The sequence below is a fragment of the Streptomyces sp. NPDC091377 genome, assembly GCF_044757045.1.
Classification (GTDB): Bacteria; Actinomycetota; Actinomycetes; order Streptomycetales; family Streptomycetaceae; genus Streptomyces.
The window spans coordinates 123,719-141,434 of the sequence record NZ_JBIVUE010000012.1; the positions used below are offsets into that span (position 1 = coordinate 123,719).

Genomic DNA, 17,716 nt, shown 5'->3' on the forward strand with positions numbered 1-17,716 from the left:
GCCAGGAGGGCGAGGCCGTGATGTCCGAAGACGCTAGCCCGGACCCGTACACCGAGCCGATCCGGTTCGGCCAGCGCGCGCAAGTACTGCGTGAGCGCAGGGGCATGACACAGACGCAGGTCGCGGACCTGCTGGGGGTGTCGCCGCACACGTACCGGAAGATCGAGAACGGGCAGCAGAAGGCTCCGGGGCTGGAGACGGTGCTGCGGATCGCCGAGGTGCTGCGGGTCCGGGATCTGGCGGAACTGACCGGCCACCCGGACGCGCGCGTCGATCTCTTCATCGGCCCCGGTCACCCCCGCCTGGCGGCGGTGAAGGCCGCCATCGACAGCTTCGCCCTCACAGCCGGTGCCGAGCCGCCGGCACCGGCGCATCTGGAAGCGCGGCTGCGCGCCGCCTGGACGGCCCGGCACGCCGCCAGGAACCACCGGGAGGTCATCGGCAGGCTGCTGCCGGACCTGATCCGGGACGCGCGGGCGCTGGTGCGGCACACCGACAGTGCCGCCGACCGGCGCGTCGCCCAGTCCCTTCTCGCCCAGACCTACAGCCTCAGCCAGTTCTTCATCGCCTACCAGCCCGACGCGTCGTTGCTGTGGCGGGTCGCGGAACGGGGCATGGTCGCGGCGCAGGAGAGCGAGGACCCGCACACCATCGGTGTCGCGTCCTGGCTGCTGGCGCAGGCCCACCGCGACAGCGGGTTCCGGCACTACGACGCCGCCGACGCGGTGAACCTCGAAGCGGTCCGGTTCCTCGCCCCCCTCCTGCCGGAGGCGACGGACGAGGTGCTGGCGATCGCCGGTGCCCTGGAGTTCGAACTCGGCTACACCGCCGCCCGCCGCAGGGACACCGGCACCGCGTGGCGGCACTGGGACAAGGCCAACGACATGGCCGAGCGGCTGCCCGGCGCGTACTGCCACCCGGTGACCAGCTTCGGCAGGGCGGTGATGGGCGCGCACGCCGTCACCGTGGCCGTCGAACTGCACCAGGGCGGGGAGTCCGTGCGCCAGGCCGCCAAGGCGGACGGAAGAGTCATCACGTCCCGCCCCCGGCGCGCACGTCATCGCATCGAAGAGGCCAGGGGCTACCAGCTCGACAACCAGCGGGACGTCGCCGTCGCGTCCCTGGAGAAGGCGTACGAGGCCGCGCCGGAGACCATCCGCTACAACGGCTACGCCAGATCGATCCTGCTGGAGGAGATCGAGTCCCCCCAGGCACCCCGCCGCCGCCGCGCGGCCCTACTCGCCGACAGGGTCGGCATTCTGACGGCCTGAGGGTATCGGGAAGCCGGACGCCGTCAGTCGTGCTCGCGTAGGGCGTCCACCAGTTGGCGGCCCTCCGGGGTTCCTCGGCGGAGCAGGAGGGCGGCTGTGGTGTGGAGTTCGTCCCAGGAGTGGGGGCGGCCCACTGCGGCGGCGTCGGGGAGGCAGGCCAGAGCCACGGACAGGGCCTCGGTGGCTTCCCCCGTCCCTGCCAGTGCGTGGGCCAGGCAGGTGCTGAACCACGCCCTGTCGCGGCGGTACTCGTCCGGCAGGGCACCGAGGCCGGTCGTGAGCTGGGCGACGGCCGCGGGCCAGTGCCGCAGGTGCATCGACGCCATGCCCCGTTGCAGGGTGAACCAGTTCTCGCCGTAGAAGTACATCCAGGGCGGCTCGTCCTCCGGCCGCTCCGCCGCACCGCTGATCAACGCCTGTGCCTCGTCCAGGAGCCGCTGGGCGGCGGCGCCGTCGCCGTCGAGGGCGTGGCCACGGGCCGCCATCTGCGCCGCCATGCCCTGCACCCCCCGGGAGGTCCCCGGCGCCGACCAGCGCGCCGCCTCGGCGAGGCGGACCGCCCGGTCCCCGTGCCCACCCGACCACGCCAGGTGCGCCTTCATGCTCAGGGTGGTGGCGGCCATGTCGGGGCTGCCCGCCTCCAGCGCCCACTCATGGCTGCGGTCGTACCAGGCCAGCGCGGCGGCCGTCTGCCCCTGGTCCTGGGCCATCCAGGCGAGGAACTGCGCGTGCTCCGACGCGAGTCGCACGACACGGTCCGTCAGCGGGCCGCGCGCGGCCGAGTACAGGTCGACCACGGTCCGCAATTGCTGGCGCATCACCCCGATGAGGGGCCGGGAGCCGATCTCGTCCTCCGCCCGGCGGTGCTCGGCGAGCAGCCGGTCGAGCCAGTCCAGCGTGGGTGTGTCCACCCGCTGTCCGCCCGTGACCACGCTGGTCACCCGGGTCAGAAGATCCTCGTCGGGCCCTGGACCTGACATCGCCAGGGCGGCGACGGGGGCAGGGGAGGGGGGCTGTCGGGTTCTCAGCTGCGGCGGGACGTCCAGGCCGGCGAGGATGCGCTCCTGCACCTCGGCGGAAGCCACCCGGCGCCGCCCCCGCTCGATGTCGGACACGTCCGGCTGGACCAGCCCGACGCGCTCACCGAGCTTCGTCTGACTCGTTCCCGTGAGCTTCCGGTAGGTGCGGAAGACCGCGCCCCAGTCCCGGTTCGCGACGGCCGCAGCCAGTTCCGGATGGGACCAGAAGGTGATGTGGGAATCCCCCATAGCTCCAATATAGGGCGCCGCCATAGGGCGCGGGGATGGTCGCAACGGCCGCCGGTCGAAAGGCTCGTGACCCAAGGACCCCGGCGGCCGAGCGAACGGCCCCGGGGCGTGGCCAACGCTCGGACCCATGAAGGAGCGAGGGAGCGTCGACGTGACGAACCGTGCCGACCGAATCGAACAACGTCCGCCCGGACCCAAGATGACCATCGAGATCTACAAGGTGGCCCCGGACGGGACCAGGCTGTCCGCTCCGCGGGCCGCCGTCGTCGTCCCGTACGGGAATGAGCCCCTCCGCGACCCCCTGGGGCCCCAGTTGGCGCCGTGCGCCTGCCCCCTGCACCGCGGCGCCGCCCACCCCGTGGACCTCGCGGGGATGCGGGAGACGGCCCGGGCGCTGCTCGGTCCCGACGCCCCGCCGGCCGACGCCCACCGAAGCGCCGCACTCATCGACACCCTCCACGCCCACCTCGACCTCCTCGTCCCGGAGGTCGAACGCCTCGCCCGCGGCCGGGACGTGGACAGCATCCCCCGCTACTGCGCCCTCGTCTGCGTCAGCGAGGCCGGCCGCAAACGCCGGGCCCGGCCCGGACCCGGCGCCTACGGTGCCGCCGCCCACGCCCGTCGGCTCGCCCGCGCCCTCGTCGCGCTCTGCGGGCACTACGAGAGCCTCCGCGGCCACCCGTCCCCCGTCGTTACGAAACCGTAGGCGAACCGGTTTGAAACGGTCCGCTGACCACCCCTCCGGCCCAGGACTATGGTCGGTTCATCGCACGAAGGGGGCAGCGCGGCCGATGGACCAGCTCGGGGTGGGGGACCCTCAACATATCGGCGGATACCGGCTGCTGGGGCGGCTCGGCGCCGGTGGCATGGGCCAGGTCTACCTCGCCCGCTCGGACCGCGGCCGTACCGTCGCCGTGAAACTCGTCCGCGAGGAACTCGCCGCCCAGGAGGAGTTCCGCGCCCGCTTCCGCCAGGAAGTGCAGGCCGCGCGCCGGGTCGGCGGGCACTGGACCGCCCCCGTCCTGGACGCCGACACCGAGGCCGCCGTCCCCTGGCTCGCCACCGGATACGTCGCCGGACCCAGCCTCCAGCAGATCGTCGGCCGCGACCACGGCGCCCTGCCCGAGCGGTCGGTCCGTATCCTCGCCGCCGGGCTCACTCACGCGCTCAAGGACATCCACGCCGCCGGGATGGTCCACCGCGACCTCAAGCCCTCCAACATCCTCGTCACCATCGACGGGCCCCGCGTCATCGACTTCGGTATCGCCCGCGCGCTGGAGACCGTCACCGACGGCGGCCTCACCCGCACCGGCGCCCTGGTCGGCTCGCCCGGCTTCATGGCCCCGGAACAGGTCCGCGGCGACGGCATCACCCCGGCCTGCGACGTCTTCTGCCTCGGCTCCGTCCTCGCCTACGCCGCCACCGGCACCCTCCCCTTCGGCGGCGCCGACAGCGGCGTCCACGCCCTGATGTTCCGCATCGCGCAGGAGGAACCCGACCTGGAGCGGGTGCCCGAGGGCATCGCCGACCTGGTCCGCGCCTGCCTCAGGAAGGACCCGGCCGCCCGCCCCACCCTCGACCACATCCTGCACCGCACCGGCGCCGAGAACACCGTCGCCGACGGCCGCGCCCTCGACCCCTGGCTCCCCGGCGCCCTCGTCGCCCAACTCGGCCGCCACGCCGTACGACTGCTCGACGCGGAGAACCCCGAGAACCCGGATAAGCCGGGGGACCTCGGGAAGCCTGCGCATCCGGAGGGCCACGACCACGCCGCCGGGCCGCCGCACCACCCGCCCACCGTCGTCAACGCGCCCACCCCGCACCCCGCCTACGGCACCCCACCGCAGCCCGTCGGGTGGCAGACGCCCGTGCCCGGAGCCCCGTACCACCCCTACGGCTCCACCCCGTCCTACGGTCCAACCGTCCCGCCCCAGCCGCCCTACGGCGACCCGGACGGGGCCCGGCGGCGCAACGGGCGGGGGGCCACCGCCGCGCTGATCGCCGTGGCGCTGGTGGTCGCCGTCGCGGCCGGCGGTTCGGTGTACGCGCTGATGAACGGGGGCGAGGCCGACCCCCGCGGCGGTGGCGGCGAGAGCCCCGCCCCGACCGCGTCCGCCCCCGCGGGCGCCGGCGAACCGCAGGCCCCGACCACCCCGGCCACCCCGACCTCGCCCCCCGGCACCTCACCCGGCTCCTCCGCCCCGGCGGACGGCGTGATCCCCGAGGCGTTCCTCGGCACCTGGACGACGACCATCGACAACGCCGACGGGGTGAACGACCGCCGCCTCACCATCGAGCAGGGCGAGGTGGGCGACACCGTGCTCTCCCTCGTCGCCGACGGCCCGACCGGCGGCGGCACCTACCACTGCGTCTTCGAGGCGGACCTGGCCGAGAGACCCGACCCGGACGGCCCGCTGCGGATCGGCCCCTCCACCGTCACGACCGGCCGCCCCAGGTCGTCCTGTAGTCCCGGCGAGGCCACCGTCGTCACCCTCCTCCCGGACGGCCGGCTGCGCCGCGAGAAGACGGGCTCGGGGGAGTCACTGACGTATACCAAGCAGTGAGACAGGGCCCTTCAACCGGCGGCCCTGGCGGGCCTCTTGCCCCTCCGTGACACCTGTCTGACGATGGGACGCATGGGTCCCACGCGAAGGACACTCCTGACCGCGACCGCGACCGCGGCGGTGACCGGGTCGACCACGGCGAGCGCGTGCGCGGCACCGCCGGGCGCCGCCCCCGCGGCCGACTCCGTCTCCACCGTCTCCACCGTCACCGCCACCGGCCCCGCGGCCAACCGCCCCGACCGCACCGACCGCCCCGCCACCCATCAGCCCCCCGGCCGCGAACTCCGCGCCCTGCTCCGCGAGATCGACCCGGACCGGATCGAGGCGACCGTCCGCAAACTGGTCTCCTTCGGCACCCGCCACACCCTCTCCAGCCAGGACGACCCGAAGCGCGGCATCGGCGCCGCCCGCGACTGGCTGCTCGCCGAACTCCGGTCGTACGCGGCCCGGTCCGGCGGCCGGATGACCGTCGCACTCCAGTCGTACGTCCAGGAACCCGCCTCCCGCATCCCCACGGCCACCCGGATCACCAACGTGGTCGCGACCCTGCGCGGCTCGGTCGCCCCGGACCGGATCCAGGTCGTCTCCGGCCACTACGACTCCCGCGCCTCGGACGTCATGGACGCCACCTCCGACGCCCCGGGCGCGGACGACGACGCGTCCGGGGTCGCCGTCGTCCTGGAGCTGGCCCGGGTGATGGCGTCCCGCCGCCCGGCCGCGACGATCGTCTTCGCCGCGGTCGCGGGGGAGGAGCAGGGGCTGTACGGGGCCGCGCACCTGGCCGGCCGCTTCACGGCGGACGGCGCGGACGTGCGCGCCATGTTCACCAACGACATCGTCGGCAGCCCCACCGCCGACGACGGCACCCGCGACCCGCACACGGTCCGGCTCTTCGCCGAGGGCGTCCCGTCCTCCGAGACCCCCGAGGAAGCCGCGCTGCGCCGCTCGGTCGGCGGTGAGAACGACTCGGCGACCCGCCAGCTCGCCCGGTTCGTCCGGGACGTGGCCGACAACGACGCCACCGGCATGCGGGTCCGGGTCGTGCACCGCCGCGACCGCTACCGCCGGGGCGGCGACCACATCCCGTTCCTCGAACGCGGCTTCGCCGCCGCCCGCTTCACCGAACCCGCCGAGGACTACGCCCACCAGCACCAGGACGTCCGCGTCGAGTCGGGCAGGCAGTACGGGGACCTGCCCGAGTTCTGCGACTGGCCGTACATCGCCCGGGTCGCGCGGGTCAACGCGGCCACCCTCTGGACCCTCGCCCAGGCCCCCGACGCCCCGCGCGACGCCCGGATCGTCACCGCGAACCTCACCAACTCCACCGAGCTGACCTGGCGCCGCGGCACCGAGCCCGACCTCACCGGCTACGAGATCGTCCGGCGCGAGACGACCTCCCCGGAGTGGACCCATGTCGTGCCGGTCGGCGATGTCACCCGCCAGGTGATCGACCTGTCCAAGGACAATGTGTTCTTCGGGGTACGGGCGGTGAACCGGGCGGGACTCAAGAGCCCGGTGACCTTTCCTTCACCATCGAACTGAAGCCGCCATCGAACTGAAGTCACCGTCGAACTGAAGTCACCGTCGTACTGAAAGTCACCGTCGAACGGAAAGCCGGGCAGCCGGGCCCGGCCCCGGCCGGGAACCCTCCCCGGCCCTCACCGTGTCTCCGGCGGACGCTGCCGCGGCATGTTCGGCCGGGCCGGGCCCAGCGGGGGAAGCGGGATCCGGCCCGGCGCCCCCACCCCTTCCCGGGGACCGCCCGGCACCGCCGTCTGCATGCCCAGCGGCGCGGTCCCGGTGCGGAACTCCACCATCCAGTCCGCCGTCTCCGCCCGCACCAGCTCGGTCACGTCCTCGGAGAACCTCCGCAGCACCCCGAGACACCGGTCCGCGGCGTCCCCGGCCGTCCCCTCCGTCGGCCCCAGCACCTCCCGCACGCTCTCCGCGGCCCAGTCGAACTGGAGCAGCTGCAACCGCCGGGCCACCGCCTGCGCGGTCGCCACGTCCCTTATCCAGCCCGAGGTCACCCCGAAGAACCGGTCCGTCCCCACACAGGCCACCGCGAGCAGCAGCCCCAGACACCCCCAGGGGGCACCACCGGTCAGGACGCCGGTCAGGTCCAACAGCGGCAGCGTGGTCCCGGTGACCGCCCCGACCGCCGCCCCGGAGCGCAGGACACGCGCCCCCCGCCGCTTCCACACCCGGTCGGAGAGGTACCAGGAGGCCGTCTGGAGGGCCCCGCGCTCCACCCAGCGGTACAGCTCCTCCAGCCGTTCCGCGGGCTCGTCCCAGCCGCCGGACGGGAAGGCCCGCCCGGTCAGATCGCCCGGGCGCGGTCCGGCCGCCCCCTCGCCGCCCCGACCGTCCTGCGGCGGCCCCTCGGGCTGCATCTCCGGCTGACCCACCCGGCACTCCCTACTGATCACGGTGTGTGACGCTGGCGGCACGGAAACTCCTGATGCTGATGCGCCGGGACCTTTACTACCGCCCAATGGGTGGCGAAGAGGACGGTTTCACTGCTTTTCCGCCTGGAAGTGGGCCTTGATCAGGTATAGGACTCCCGGCGCCCTCACTCGAAAGAGTGCCGGGGCGATGGCCGCGCCGACCACGTAGGCTCGTGCCGAACGGGAAAACCCGTACCGAGAAGGAGAGCCGATCGTGATCCCCGGTGGTGGCCAGCCCAACATGCAGCAGCTGTTGCAGCAGGCGCAGAAGATGCAGCAGGACCTCGCGAAGGCGCAGGAGGAGCTGGCGCAGACGGAGGTCGAGGGGCAGTCCGGCGGCGGCCTGGTGACGGCGCGGGTGACCGGCGCCGGTGAGCTGCGCGGTCTGGAGATCGACCCGAAGGCGGTGGACCCGGAGGACACCGAGACCCTCGCCGATCTGATCGTGGCGGCCGTGCACGCGGCCAATGACAACGCCCAGGCGCTCCAGCAGCAGAAGCTCGGCCCGCTGGCCCAGGGCCTGGGCGGCGGCAGCGGCGTCCCCGGTCTGCCTTTCTAAAGCGGCCGGGCGCCGTCTACCGTACGTACCAGGCATTCCAGGAAGGACGGAAGTCCGTTGTACGAAGGCGTGGTCCAGGACCTGATCGACGAGCTGGGGCGGCTGCCCGGCGTCGGTCCCAAGAGCGCCCAGCGGATCGCCTTCCACATCCTCCAGGCGGAGCCGACGGACGTACGGCGCCTCGCGCAGGCCCTCATGGAGGTCAAGGCGAAGGTCCGCTTCTGCGCCGTCTGCGGCAATGTCGCGCAGGAGGAGCGGTGCGGCATCTGCCGTGACGCCCGCCGCGACCTCGCGGTGATCTGCGTGGTGGAGGAGCCCAAGGACGTCGTGGCGATCGAACGCACCCGTGAGTTCCGTGGCCGCTACCACGTGCTGGGCGGCGCGATCAGCCCCATCGAGGGCGTCGGCCCCGACGACCTGCGGATACGGGAACTCCTCGCGCGGCTGGCCGACGGGACGGTCACCGAGCTGATCCTGGCCACCGACCCCAACCTGGAGGGCGAGGCCACGGCGACGTACCTCGCCCGCATGATCAAGCCCATGGGCCTCAAGGTCACCCGCCTGGCCAGCGGCCTCCCGGTGGGCGGCGACCTGGAATACGCGGACGAGGTCACGCTCGGCCGCGCCTTCGAGGGGAGACGACTCCTAGATGTCTGACGCCACGCTGCACGCAACGACCCAGGACCCCGACGACTTCGCGGTGCAGATCGCGGACCAGATCGAGAGTTTCCTGGTCGCGGTCACCGAGGTCGCGAAGGGCGACGAGCCGGACTCGGCGGTCCCCTTCCTGCTCCTGGAGGTCTCCCAGCTGATGCTCGCCGGAGGGCGGCTCGGCGCGCACGAGGACATCCTCCCGGACGAGCGCTACGAGCCCGATCTCGGCCCCGAGCCCGACGCGGACGGCCTGCGCGAGAACCTCGCCCGGCTGCTGGAGCCGGTCGACGTGTACTCCGAGGTCTTCGACCCCTACGAGCCGCGTACGGCGCCGGTCCCGGCCCGGATCTCCGACGACCTCGCCGATGTCATCACCGATCTGCGCCACGGCATGGCCCACTACCGGGCGGGCCGGATCACCGAGGCGCTGTGGTGGTGGCAGTTCTCGTACTTCTCCAACTGGGGCTCCACCGCCTCGGCGACCCTGCGCGCCCTGCACTCGGTGCTCGCCCACATCCGGCTCGACCAGCCGCTGCGGGAACTGGACGGGCTGGACACCGACGAGGCGCTGATGGGGGACGAGACGCTGGAGTTTGAAGCCGGCCAGGTGATGGCCGAGGAGATCGCGGGGCCGCTGGGCCTGCGCTCGGCCAAGTAGCGGCGCCGGAACCGGCCGTCCCCTGGGCCACTCCTGTGATGCCCGGCACTTTTCCGAGTGCGCGGGGTGCGCCGGGGGCATGTGCCCTGCGGAACGGGCGGCACGGACGGCCGGACCGGGTGTCTCACCATGCGATATCCGGACGGTCGTTTTCGGCCGCTCGTTAGACTGAGCCGACACAACGGATTGAGCGAGGAGCGCACGTGGGCCTTGTCGTGCAGAAGTACGGAGGCTCCTCCGTAGCCGATGCCGAGGGCATCAAGCGCGTCGCCAAGCGGATCGTCGAGACCAGGAAGAACGGCCACCAAGTGGTCGTCGTGGTCTCGGCGATGGGCGACACGACGGACGAGCTGATCGATCTCGCCGAGCAGGTCTCCCCGATGCCTGCCGGGCGCGAGCTCGACATGCTGCTGACCGCCGGAGAGCGGATCTCCATGGCGTTGCTGGCCATGGCGATCAAGAACCTGGGGCACAAAGCCCAGTCGTTCACCGGCAGCCAGGCGGGAGTCATCACCGACTCGGTCCACAACAAAGCCCGCATCATCGACGTCACGCCGGGGCGGATCCGCACCGCGCTCGACGAGGGCAACATCGCGATCGTCGCCGGGTTCCAGGGCGTCTCGCAGGACAAGAAGGACATCACCACACTGGGCCGCGGCGGCTCCGACACCACGGCCGTGGCGCTCGCCGCCGCCCTCGACGCCGAGGTCTGCGAGATCTACACCGACGTGGACGGCGTGTTCACCGCCGACCCGCGGGTGGTGAAGAAGGCGAAGAAGATCGACTGGATCTCCTTCGAGGACATGCTGGAGCTGGCCTCGTCCGGTTCCAAGGTGCTGCTCCACCGCTGTGTGGAGTACGCCCGCCGCTACAACATCCCGATCCACGTCCGGTCCAGCTTCAGCGGGCTTCAGGGCACCTGGGTCAGCAGCGAACCGATCGATCAAGGGGACCAGAAGGTGGAGCAGGCCATCATTTCCGGTGTCGCGCACGACACCTCCGAGGCCAAGGTCACGGTCGTCGGCGTCCCGGACAAGCCGGGCGAGGCCGCCTCGATCTTCCGCACCATCTCGGATTCCGAGATTAACATCGACATGATCGTGCAGAACGTGTCCGCCGCCTCCACCGGGCTGACGGACATCTCCTTCACCCTGCCGAAGAGCGAGGGCCGCAAGGCCATCGACGCACTGGGCAAGGCCAAGGGCACCATCGGCTTCGACTCCCTGCGCTACGACGACCAGATCGGCAAGATCTCCCTGGTCGGCGCCGGGATGAAGACCAACCCCGGGGTCACCGCCGACTTCTTCACCGCGCTGTCCGACGCGGGCGTCAACATCGAGCTGATCTCGACATCCGAGATCCGTATCTCGGTGGTCACCCGTGCCGACGACGTCCCGGAGGCCGTCCGCGCCGTGCACAGCGCGTTCGGACTGGACTCCGACAGCGACGAGGCCGTCGTCTATGGGGGCACCGGACGATGACCGGCCGACCGACGCTCGCGGTCGTGGGAGCGACCGGGGTGGTCGGCACGGTCATGCTCCAGATCCTGTCCCAGCACGCGGACATCTGGGGCGAGATCCGACTCATCGCCTCCCCGCGCTCGGCCGGCCGCAAGCTGACCGTGCGCGGGGAGGAGGTCGAGGTCGTGGCCCTCAGCGAGGGGGCCTTCGACGGCGTCGACATCGCCATGTTCGACGTCCCCGACGACATCGCCGCCCGCTGGGCGCCGATCGCCGCCGCCAAGGGCGTGGTGGTCGTCGACAACTCCGGCGCCTTCCGCATGGACCCGGACGTGCCCCTCGTGGTGCCCGAGGTCAACGCGCACGCCGTACGGATGCGCCCGCGCGGCATCGTCGCCAACCCCAACTGCACCACCCTCTCGATGATCGTGGCCCTCGGCGCGCTGCACGCCGAGTTCGGCCTGCGCGAGCTGGTGGTCTCCTCGTACCAGGCGGTCAGCGGCGCGGGCCGGGCCGGTGTCGACGCGCTGCGGCGCCAGCTGTCCCTGGTCGCCGGTACGGAACTGGGCACCGCCCCCGGCGATCTGCGCCGGGCCGTCGGCGACGGCACCGGGCCGTTCCCGGAGCCGGTCGCGCTGAACGTCGTACCGTGGGCCGGGTCGCTGCGGGAGGACGGCTGGTCCTCGGAGGAGATGAAGGTGCGGGACGAGTCCCGCAAGATCCTCGGACTGCCCGGCCTCCCCATCGCCGTGACCTGCGTCCGGGTGCCGGTGGTCACCACCCACTCCCTCACCGTGCACGCCCGCTTCCAGCGCGAGGTCACCGTCGCCGGGGCGCGCGAGATCCTCGCCACCAGCCCCGGCGTCGTCCTGGTCGACGATCCGGCCGCCGGGGAGTTCCCCACCCCCGCCGACGCGGTCGGCACCGACCCCACCTGGGTGGGCCGGGTCCGGCGCGCGCTGGACGACCCGACCGCCCTCGAACTCTTCGTCTGCGGTGACAATCTGCGCAAGGGCGCCGCACTCAACACCGCCCAGATCGCGGAACTGGTCGCCGCCGAGCTGGCCCCTGACCTGGGCGGAGACGGTCCTGACGGCCCGTGAGGCCCGGGTGCCGAAGAATATCCGCCGCCATGACGACGCATAACCGCTCCGACCTTGGCCGGATCCCTTTGTAGGATCTGTGTTCGGCGTGTGAGCCGGACGACAGTCCGGACCACTTGAACGGTGGCCGTCCGGCGATCGAGGATTTCCTCCCGCCCTCCGCAACCACGTGGAGGGCGGGAGGCGTCTATGCGGTCGCCCTTCCGGGTGCGGAGACGCATTGAGGCCGGCGTGGGGACGCCGTGCTGCGGGCGTGGGGACGCCCGTTCCATTGTGGGACATAGGGGAAGAGCGGGACGCATGTGGTCAACTGAGGCACCGTCAGTCGTGCTGTCCGGCGGAAGCACGTCGTCGGCCCGGCACATCGGCGCAGAAGTGACGCCCGGCACGTACAACCCTGACGGGGGGAAGTGTGTCCAACTGGCGTGGCAGAGGTACTCGACTTCACATCGGCTGCGCGCGGCACCGCGCTGCGCCCGCCCGTTCCGCGCCGTCGGCCGAGATCAGCCGGCGGGACCGGTGGCATGCCGGTGATCGCGCCCATGCCCGCGACGCAGCCCACCCCGCTTCCCGGCCAGCGTGACGGTACCGAGGAGATCGCGGCGGGGACCACGGTCGACCATCTGACCGAGACCTACCGCACCCACTACCGCTCCCTGCTCGGCCTCGCCGCGCTCCTGCTCGACGACACCGCCTCCTGCGAGGACGTCGTCCAGGAGGCGTTCATCCGCGTCCACTCGGCCCGCAAACGGGTCCGCGACCCCGAGAAGACACTCGCCTATCTGCGCCAGACCGTCGTCAACCTCTCCCGCTCCGCGCTGCGCCGCCGCATCCTGGGCCTCAAGCTGCTCTCGAAGCCGATGCCGGACATGGCGAGCGCGGAGGAAGGGGCGTACGACCAGTTGGAGCGCGACTCCCTGATCAAGGCCATGAAGGGCCTCCAGCGCCGTCAGCGCGAGGTGCTGGTGCTGCGCTACTTCGCCGACATGACCGAGGCGCAGGTCGCCGAGACGCTCGGCATATCCCTGGGCTCGGTGAAGGCGTACGGTTCGCGCGGCATCGCGGCCCTGCGGGTGGCGATGGGAGCCCCGGCATGAGCGAGCGGACCGAACGGCCGGACGGCGAGGCCCCCGAGCCACTGGGCGGCGACGAACGCCGCCGCGGTGAGCACCCCGCCCCGCCCCCGCGGGACGCTCACGCGGCCCCGGACGACGGGTCGCCGGACGACGGGCCGGTGGACGGTGGGTCGGCGGACGCTGGGTCTACGGACGACGGGTCGGTGGACGAAGGACCGGTGGAACGCCGGGGGCGATGGCGTCGTCTTTCCGGTCCCGAGGGGCGGGCGCACCGCCCCGAGGACACCTCGAAGCAATCGCACACTGGGAACGGAACCGTGAACGACCGTCTCGACGACCAGGGCCCCCAGGGGCTCGACTCGGACGAGCTGGCACTGCGCAGGCTGCTGCACGACGCCGTGCAGGAGATCGAGCCGCGCGAAGGCACGCTGGACCATCTGCGCCGCGCCGTGCCCGCCCGACGTACCCGCAAGCGGCAGGCCGTGGTGGGCATGGCCGCCGCCGCGCTCTTCATCGGCACCGCCGTGCCCGCCCTGGTGCATGTCTCCAACTCCGCCGGGCCGGGCGCCAACCCCTCGATCGCCGGACTCGGCGAGGAGGCCCAGGGCGGCTCCAGCCAGGGCGAGGAGTCCGGCAACGGGTCCAGCGCCTCCGGCGGCTCCACCGGCGGCGGCCAGGACAAGGAGGCCGGCGGCGACAAGGAGAAGGACGGCGGCGACGGCTCCGAGCCCGGTGACCCGCCCGGCACGCCCTCGGGCGGCCCCGCCGCCTCCGCGCCCTCCGCGGCGTCCCCGTGCACGGCCGCACAGCTCGGCGGGGCCAGTGCGAGCGCGGCCGTGCCGGACTCCGCCGGGACGGTGTACGGCGCCTTCCGGATCAGCAATGTCTCCGAGGAGAGCTGTAGCGTCTCCGGCGACGGCACGGTGACCCCGGTCGCCCAGGGCGCGGCCGACGCCACGAAGATCAGCGTGGCCCAGCACACCCCCGGCGGTGCGGCCTCCGACCTGCCCGACACCTCGGTGCGGGCGGGACAACTGGTCCTGCTGCCCGGCGCCGCCTACGAGGTGCGGTTCGCGTGGGTGCCGTCCGAGACCTGCCCCGTGGAGGGCGGGAACAACGGCGGCGACAACGGCGGCCCGTCCCCCAACCCGACGCCCAGCCAGGACCCGGCCGTCAGCGGAGGCTCCACCACCGGCGACACCGGCACGGGCGCCCAACTGCTCACCGGGGACGGCACGGCCGACGGCAGCGTGCAGGTGTCGTACACACCGGAGGCGGGCTCCCCGTCGGTGGGGGTCACGGTGCCGGACGCGTGCGCCGGGACGGTGTACCGGACCGGGGTGCTGGCGGGATCGTAGAACCTGGGATCGTAGAACCCGGGATCAGGGAACCCAGGGGTCAGGGAACCCCGCACTCGGGAGACCCCGGGGTCAGGGCGCGGTGAGGGAAGGGCTCGGCTCGGCGGGGGTCTCGTCCGGGGCGAGCCCGAGTTCGGCGTCGCGCAGGGTCTCCACCTCGCGGCGCAGCAGCCGGAACCACATGAAGACCACGAAGCCCGCGAAGACGAACCACTCACCGGTGTAGCCGAGGTTCTGGAACGCCTTCAGATCGAGCCCCGTGTCGGCGGCGAGGCCCGCGGGCACGGCACTCATCCCGGCGTCGCCCTCGTTCAGGGTGACCCAGCCGTCGTAGAGGTCGTACGGCACCAGGTTGACCAGTGAGGCCGCGCTGATCGCGCCGGTCTGGCCGGCGGGCAGACCGCTGGTGGCGGCGACGCCGTTGCTGCCCGGGGTCTCGGACGCCTGGAGCGCGCCGGTGACGGTGATCTCGCCGGTCGGCGGGGCGGGGGCCTTCGCCGCGTCGGCGGTGCCGGGCAGCCAGCCGCGCACGACGGGCAGGGACCTGCCGCTGTCGGTGCGCAGGAGGGTGAGGACGTAGAAGCCGTCACGGTCGTCGAGCGTGCGCCCGGGGACCAGGAACTGGTCGGTGTAGCGGCCGGTCGCGGTCGCCTGCTCGCCCGAGGTCGCCTTGGTGACCGGCAGCAGGTCGTCCAGCGGCCGGGCGGCCCCGCGCTCGTCGGGGTCGGAGCGCGCGCCGGCGTCGCGGTGGGTGTCCATCCGCTCCTCGAACCGGCTCAGCTGCCAGGACCCCATGGAGATGCAGAAGGGGATGGCCAGCAGCACGAAGACGTTGATCCCCCACCATCGGGGAGTCAGCAGGAACCGGTACACGCCGTCCACGGTACGGGGCGCCGCCGCGGGCGCCGGGCGCGGGGGTCGGATACCGGGGGCGGGTGTGTCGGGACGTGGGCGGAAGAGACGCTTCCGTGTGTGGTTGGGCAAAGTTATCCACAGGCTGGGGGCCTCGGGCGCGCGATACCGCCCGGGGCAGGCAGTATGGGGCCATGACTGAGAGCAACGGGTCCGTCTCGCCGGATCATCAGCACAGCGCGTCCCTGCCGGACTGGGAGAAGCGGTTCAGGGCGCCGCGGGTGTCACTGCCCGACTGGGCGGAGGATGCGCCGCACCGCTCCCTGTTCGTGTCCAACGCGACGGGGACGTACGAGCTGTATGCGTGGGACCGGTCGACCGGTGCGCAGCGCCAGGTCACGGACCGGCCGAACGGCACGACGGACGGAGTGCTCTCCCCGGACGGCACCTGGGTCTGGTGGTTCGACGACAAGGACGGCGACGAGTTCGGGGTGTGGCGTCGCCAGCCCTTCGAGGGCGGCCCGGACGAACCGGCCACGCCCGGCCTTGAGCCGTCGTACCCGGCGGGTCTGGCGCTCGGCAGGGACGGTCGTACGGCGGTGGTGGGCCGTTCGACGGACGAGGAGGGTACGACGATCCATCTCGCCCGGCAGGGCGAGGAGCCGGTGGTGATCTACCGGCACCGGGAGTCGGCGGGGGTAGGCGACCTGTCGCACGACGGCACGCTGATCGCCGTGGAGCACACGGAGCACGGCGACGCGATGCACGCCGCGCTGCGGGTGCTGGACCGTGCCGGTGCCACGGTCGCCGAGCTGGACGACACCAAGGGCGGCGCGGTCGAGCTGGGCCTGGAGGTGCTGGGCTTCGCCCCGGTGGACGGGGATCCGCGGCTGCTCATCGGCCATCAGCGGCGGGGCCGCTGGGAGCCGCTGGTGTGGGATGTGCGCACGGGCGCGGAGACCGAGCTGGCGGTGGACCTGCCGGGCGATGTGAGCGCCGAGTGGTACCCGGACGGGACGGGGCTGCTGATCGTCCACAGCTTCGAGGCGCGCAGCGAGCTGTTCCGCTACGACCTGGCCGGGGGGAAGCTGGAGCGCGTCCCGACCCCGGCGGGCACGGTGTCGGGGGCGACGGCCCGGCCGGACGGCACGGTGGAGTTCCTGTGGTCGTCGGCCGCCGAGCCGCCGGCGGTGCGGTCGACGGCGGGCGGGGTGGTCCTGGACCCGCCCGGGATGCGGTCGCCGGGCTCGGTCCCGGTGGAGGACGTGTGGGTGGAGGGGCCCGGGGGCCGGATCCACGCGCTGGTGCAGAAGCCGGCGGGGGCGACCGGCCCGCTGCCGACCGTCTTCGACATCCACGGCGGCCCGACGTGGCACGACAGCGACGCCTTCGCGGCGGGCCCGGCCGCGTGGGTGGACCACGGGTACGCGGTGGTCCGGGTCAACTACCGGGGCTCCACCGGGTACGGGCGGGCCTGGACCGACGCCCTGAAGCACCGGGTGGGGCTGATCGAGCTGGAGGACATCGAGGCGGTCCGCGCGTGGGCGGTCGCCTCGGGGCTCGCCGACCCCGCCCGGCTGATCCTCACCGGCGGTTCGTGGGGCGGGTACCTCACCCTGCTCGGGGTGGGTACGCAGCCGCAGTCGTGGGCGCTGGGCATCGCGGCGGTGCCGGTCGCGGACTATGTGACGGCGTACCACGACGAGATGGAGGCGCTGAAGGCGATGGACCGCACCCTGCTGGGCGGCACCCCGGAGGAGGTCCCCGAGCGCTTCGAGGCGTCGTCGCCGCTGACCTACGTCGAGCAGGTCAAGGCCCCGGTGTACATCTCGGCCGGGGTCAACGACCCCCGCTGTCCGATCCGGCAGATCGACAACTACGTCAAGCGTCTGGAGGCCCGGGGCGCCACCCACGAGGTCTACCGCTACGACGCGGGCCACGGCTCGCTGGTGGTGGACGAGCGCATCAAGCAGGTCCGGCTGGAGCTGGACTTCGCGCGCCGGTACGTGGACGGGCCGGTGGACGCGGTGACGGTGGCGGGGTGAGGGCCGCGCGGTGAGGGCCGTGGTGAGGGCCGGGTGGTGACGGTCGCGCGGTGACGAGGGGGGCGCCCTCAGCTGCTGGGGGCGCCGGCGGACGGTGGCAGGCGGACGACCGCCACGCCGCTCTCCAGATCCACCCGGGTCCGGTGCGGGGGTGCCCCGTCCTCCTCGTCGTCCCTGAGCAGCAGGGAGGACTGGCGTTCCTTCAGCTCGTGCGCCTTGCCCGCGGACAGGGCGCCGTGCAGCTGCTCGAACCCGGTGGCGGAGACCTGCCCCGCGCGGGCCCCGTTGCGCCAGGGCAGCAGCCCGGCCCGGCCCATGCGCAGCAGCAGTTGATCGACGAAGGCTATGGCCGTGAGCAGGATGACCAGTCCGGGGAGGGTCACGAAAACGGCGAATTCCAT

The 17,716-nt window shown here is 72.8% G+C and carries 16 protein-coding genes; 12 read left to right on the forward strand and 4 right to left on the reverse strand.

Features of this window, described 5'->3' with window-relative positions; genetic code table 11:
• Window positions 1-20 precede the first annotated feature (20 nt).
• On the forward strand, window positions 21-1,271 hold the full coding sequence (locus ACIQNG_RS25130) for a helix-turn-helix transcriptional regulator (protein WP_401487951.1): 1,251 nt from the start codon (window positions 21-23) through the stop codon (window positions 1,269-1,271).
• 23 nt (window positions 1,272-1,294) lie between these two features.
• On the opposite strand, the gene ACIQNG_RS25135 is transcribed toward ACIQNG_RS25130, so the two are convergent.
• On the reverse strand, window positions 1,295-2,539 hold the full coding sequence (locus ACIQNG_RS25135; protein WP_401487953.1) for a helix-turn-helix domain-containing protein: 1,245 nt from the start codon (window positions 2,537-2,539) through the stop codon (window positions 1,295-1,297).
• Window positions 2,540-2,690: 151 nt separating this feature from the next.
• On the opposite strand from ACIQNG_RS25135, the gene ACIQNG_RS25140 reads away from it, so the two are divergent.
• From ACIQNG_RS25140 to ACIQNG_RS25150, 3 genes are all read left to right on the forward strand, one after another.
• On the forward strand, window positions 2,691-3,245 hold the full coding sequence (locus tag ACIQNG_RS25140; protein WP_401487955.1) for a DUF6415 family natural product biosynthesis protein: 555 nt from the start codon (window positions 2,691-2,693) through the stop codon (window positions 3,243-3,245).
• Between the two features lie 85 nt (window positions 3,246-3,330).
• Window positions 3,331-5,103, forward strand: coding sequence for a protein kinase (locus tag ACIQNG_RS25145; RefSeq protein ID WP_401487956.1), 1,773 nt, complete (start codon window positions 3,331-3,333; stop codon window positions 5,101-5,103).
• 72 nt (window positions 5,104-5,175) lie between these two features.
• Window positions 5,176-6,645, forward strand: coding sequence for a M20/M25/M40 family metallo-hydrolase (locus ACIQNG_RS25150; RefSeq protein WP_401487958.1), 1,470 nt, complete (start codon window positions 5,176-5,178; stop codon window positions 6,643-6,645).
• 116 nt (window positions 6,646-6,761) lie between these two features.
• Here ACIQNG_RS25150 and ACIQNG_RS25155 read toward each other — a convergent pair whose 3' ends face one another.
• On the reverse strand, window positions 6,762-7,511 hold the full coding sequence (locus tag ACIQNG_RS25155) for an SLATT domain-containing protein (protein ID WP_401436135.1): 750 nt from the start codon (window positions 7,509-7,511) through the stop codon (window positions 6,762-6,764).
• Window positions 7,512-7,764: 253 nt separating this feature from the next.
• On the opposite strand from ACIQNG_RS25155, the gene ACIQNG_RS25160 reads away from it, so the two are divergent.
• The 7 genes from ACIQNG_RS25160 (at window position 7,765) to ACIQNG_RS25190 (ending at window position 14,418) form a co-directional block, all read left to right on the forward strand.
• Window positions 7,765-8,109, forward strand: coding sequence for a YbaB/EbfC family nucleoid-associated protein (locus tag ACIQNG_RS25160; RefSeq protein WP_401436133.1), 345 nt, complete (start codon window positions 7,765-7,767; stop codon window positions 8,107-8,109).
• Window positions 8,110-8,166: 57 nt separating this feature from the next.
• The gene (gene recR, locus ACIQNG_RS25165; RefSeq protein ID WP_401436131.1) at window positions 8,167-8,766 is read left to right on the forward strand and encodes a recombination mediator RecR; all 600 of its coding nucleotides are present in this window, start codon (window positions 8,167-8,169) and stop codon (window positions 8,764-8,766) included.
• Window positions 8,759-9,421 (forward strand): DUF5063 domain-containing protein, encoded by a 663-nt coding sequence (locus ACIQNG_RS25170; protein WP_401436128.1) that lies wholly within the window; start codon window positions 8,759-8,761, stop codon window positions 9,419-9,421. The genes recR and ACIQNG_RS25170 overlap by 8 nt, the downstream gene beginning before the upstream one ends.
• Window positions 9,422-9,624: 203 nt before the next feature.
• Entirely contained in the window at window positions 9,625-10,902 is a 1,278-nt protein-coding gene (locus ACIQNG_RS25175; RefSeq protein WP_401436126.1) for an aspartate kinase, read from the forward strand.
• A complete protein-coding gene (locus tag ACIQNG_RS25180; RefSeq protein WP_401436124.1) occupies window positions 10,899-11,984 on the forward strand; it encodes an aspartate-semialdehyde dehydrogenase in 1,086 nt (361 codons plus the stop codon). Before ACIQNG_RS25175 ends, ACIQNG_RS25180 begins: the two co-directional genes overlap by 4 nt.
• A 425-nt stretch (window positions 11,985-12,409) precedes the next feature.
• Window positions 12,410-13,081 carry a SigE family RNA polymerase sigma factor gene (locus tag ACIQNG_RS25185; RefSeq protein WP_401487960.1) on the forward strand — a complete coding sequence of 224 codons (672 nt, stop codon included), beginning with the start codon at window positions 12,410-12,412 and terminating at the stop codon, window positions 13,079-13,081.
• On the forward strand, window positions 13,078-14,418 hold the full coding sequence (locus ACIQNG_RS25190) for a hypothetical protein (RefSeq protein ID WP_401487961.1): 1,341 nt from the start codon (window positions 13,078-13,080) through the stop codon (window positions 14,416-14,418). The genes ACIQNG_RS25185 and ACIQNG_RS25190 overlap by 4 nt, the downstream gene beginning before the upstream one ends.
• Before the next feature lie 72 nt (window positions 14,419-14,490).
• On the opposite strand, the gene ACIQNG_RS25195 is transcribed toward ACIQNG_RS25190, so the two are convergent.
• Window positions 14,491-15,291 (reverse strand): SURF1 family protein, encoded by an 801-nt coding sequence (locus tag ACIQNG_RS25195; RefSeq protein ID WP_401487963.1) that lies wholly within the window; start codon window positions 15,289-15,291, stop codon window positions 14,491-14,493.
• Window positions 15,292-15,464: 173 nt separating this feature from the next.
• Here ACIQNG_RS25195 and ACIQNG_RS25200 point away from each other — a divergent pair, with 173 nt between their 5' ends.
• Window positions 15,465-17,315, forward strand: coding sequence for a S9 family peptidase (locus ACIQNG_RS25200; protein WP_401487965.1), 1,851 nt, complete (start codon window positions 15,465-15,467; stop codon window positions 17,313-17,315).
• Between the two features lie 68 nt (window positions 17,316-17,383).
• Here the strand turns inward: ACIQNG_RS25200 and ACIQNG_RS25205 are convergent, their stop codons facing one another.
• Window positions 17,384-17,716, reverse strand: coding sequence for a DUF6191 domain-containing protein (locus ACIQNG_RS25205; RefSeq protein ID WP_401487967.1), 333 nt, complete (start codon window positions 17,714-17,716; stop codon window positions 17,384-17,386).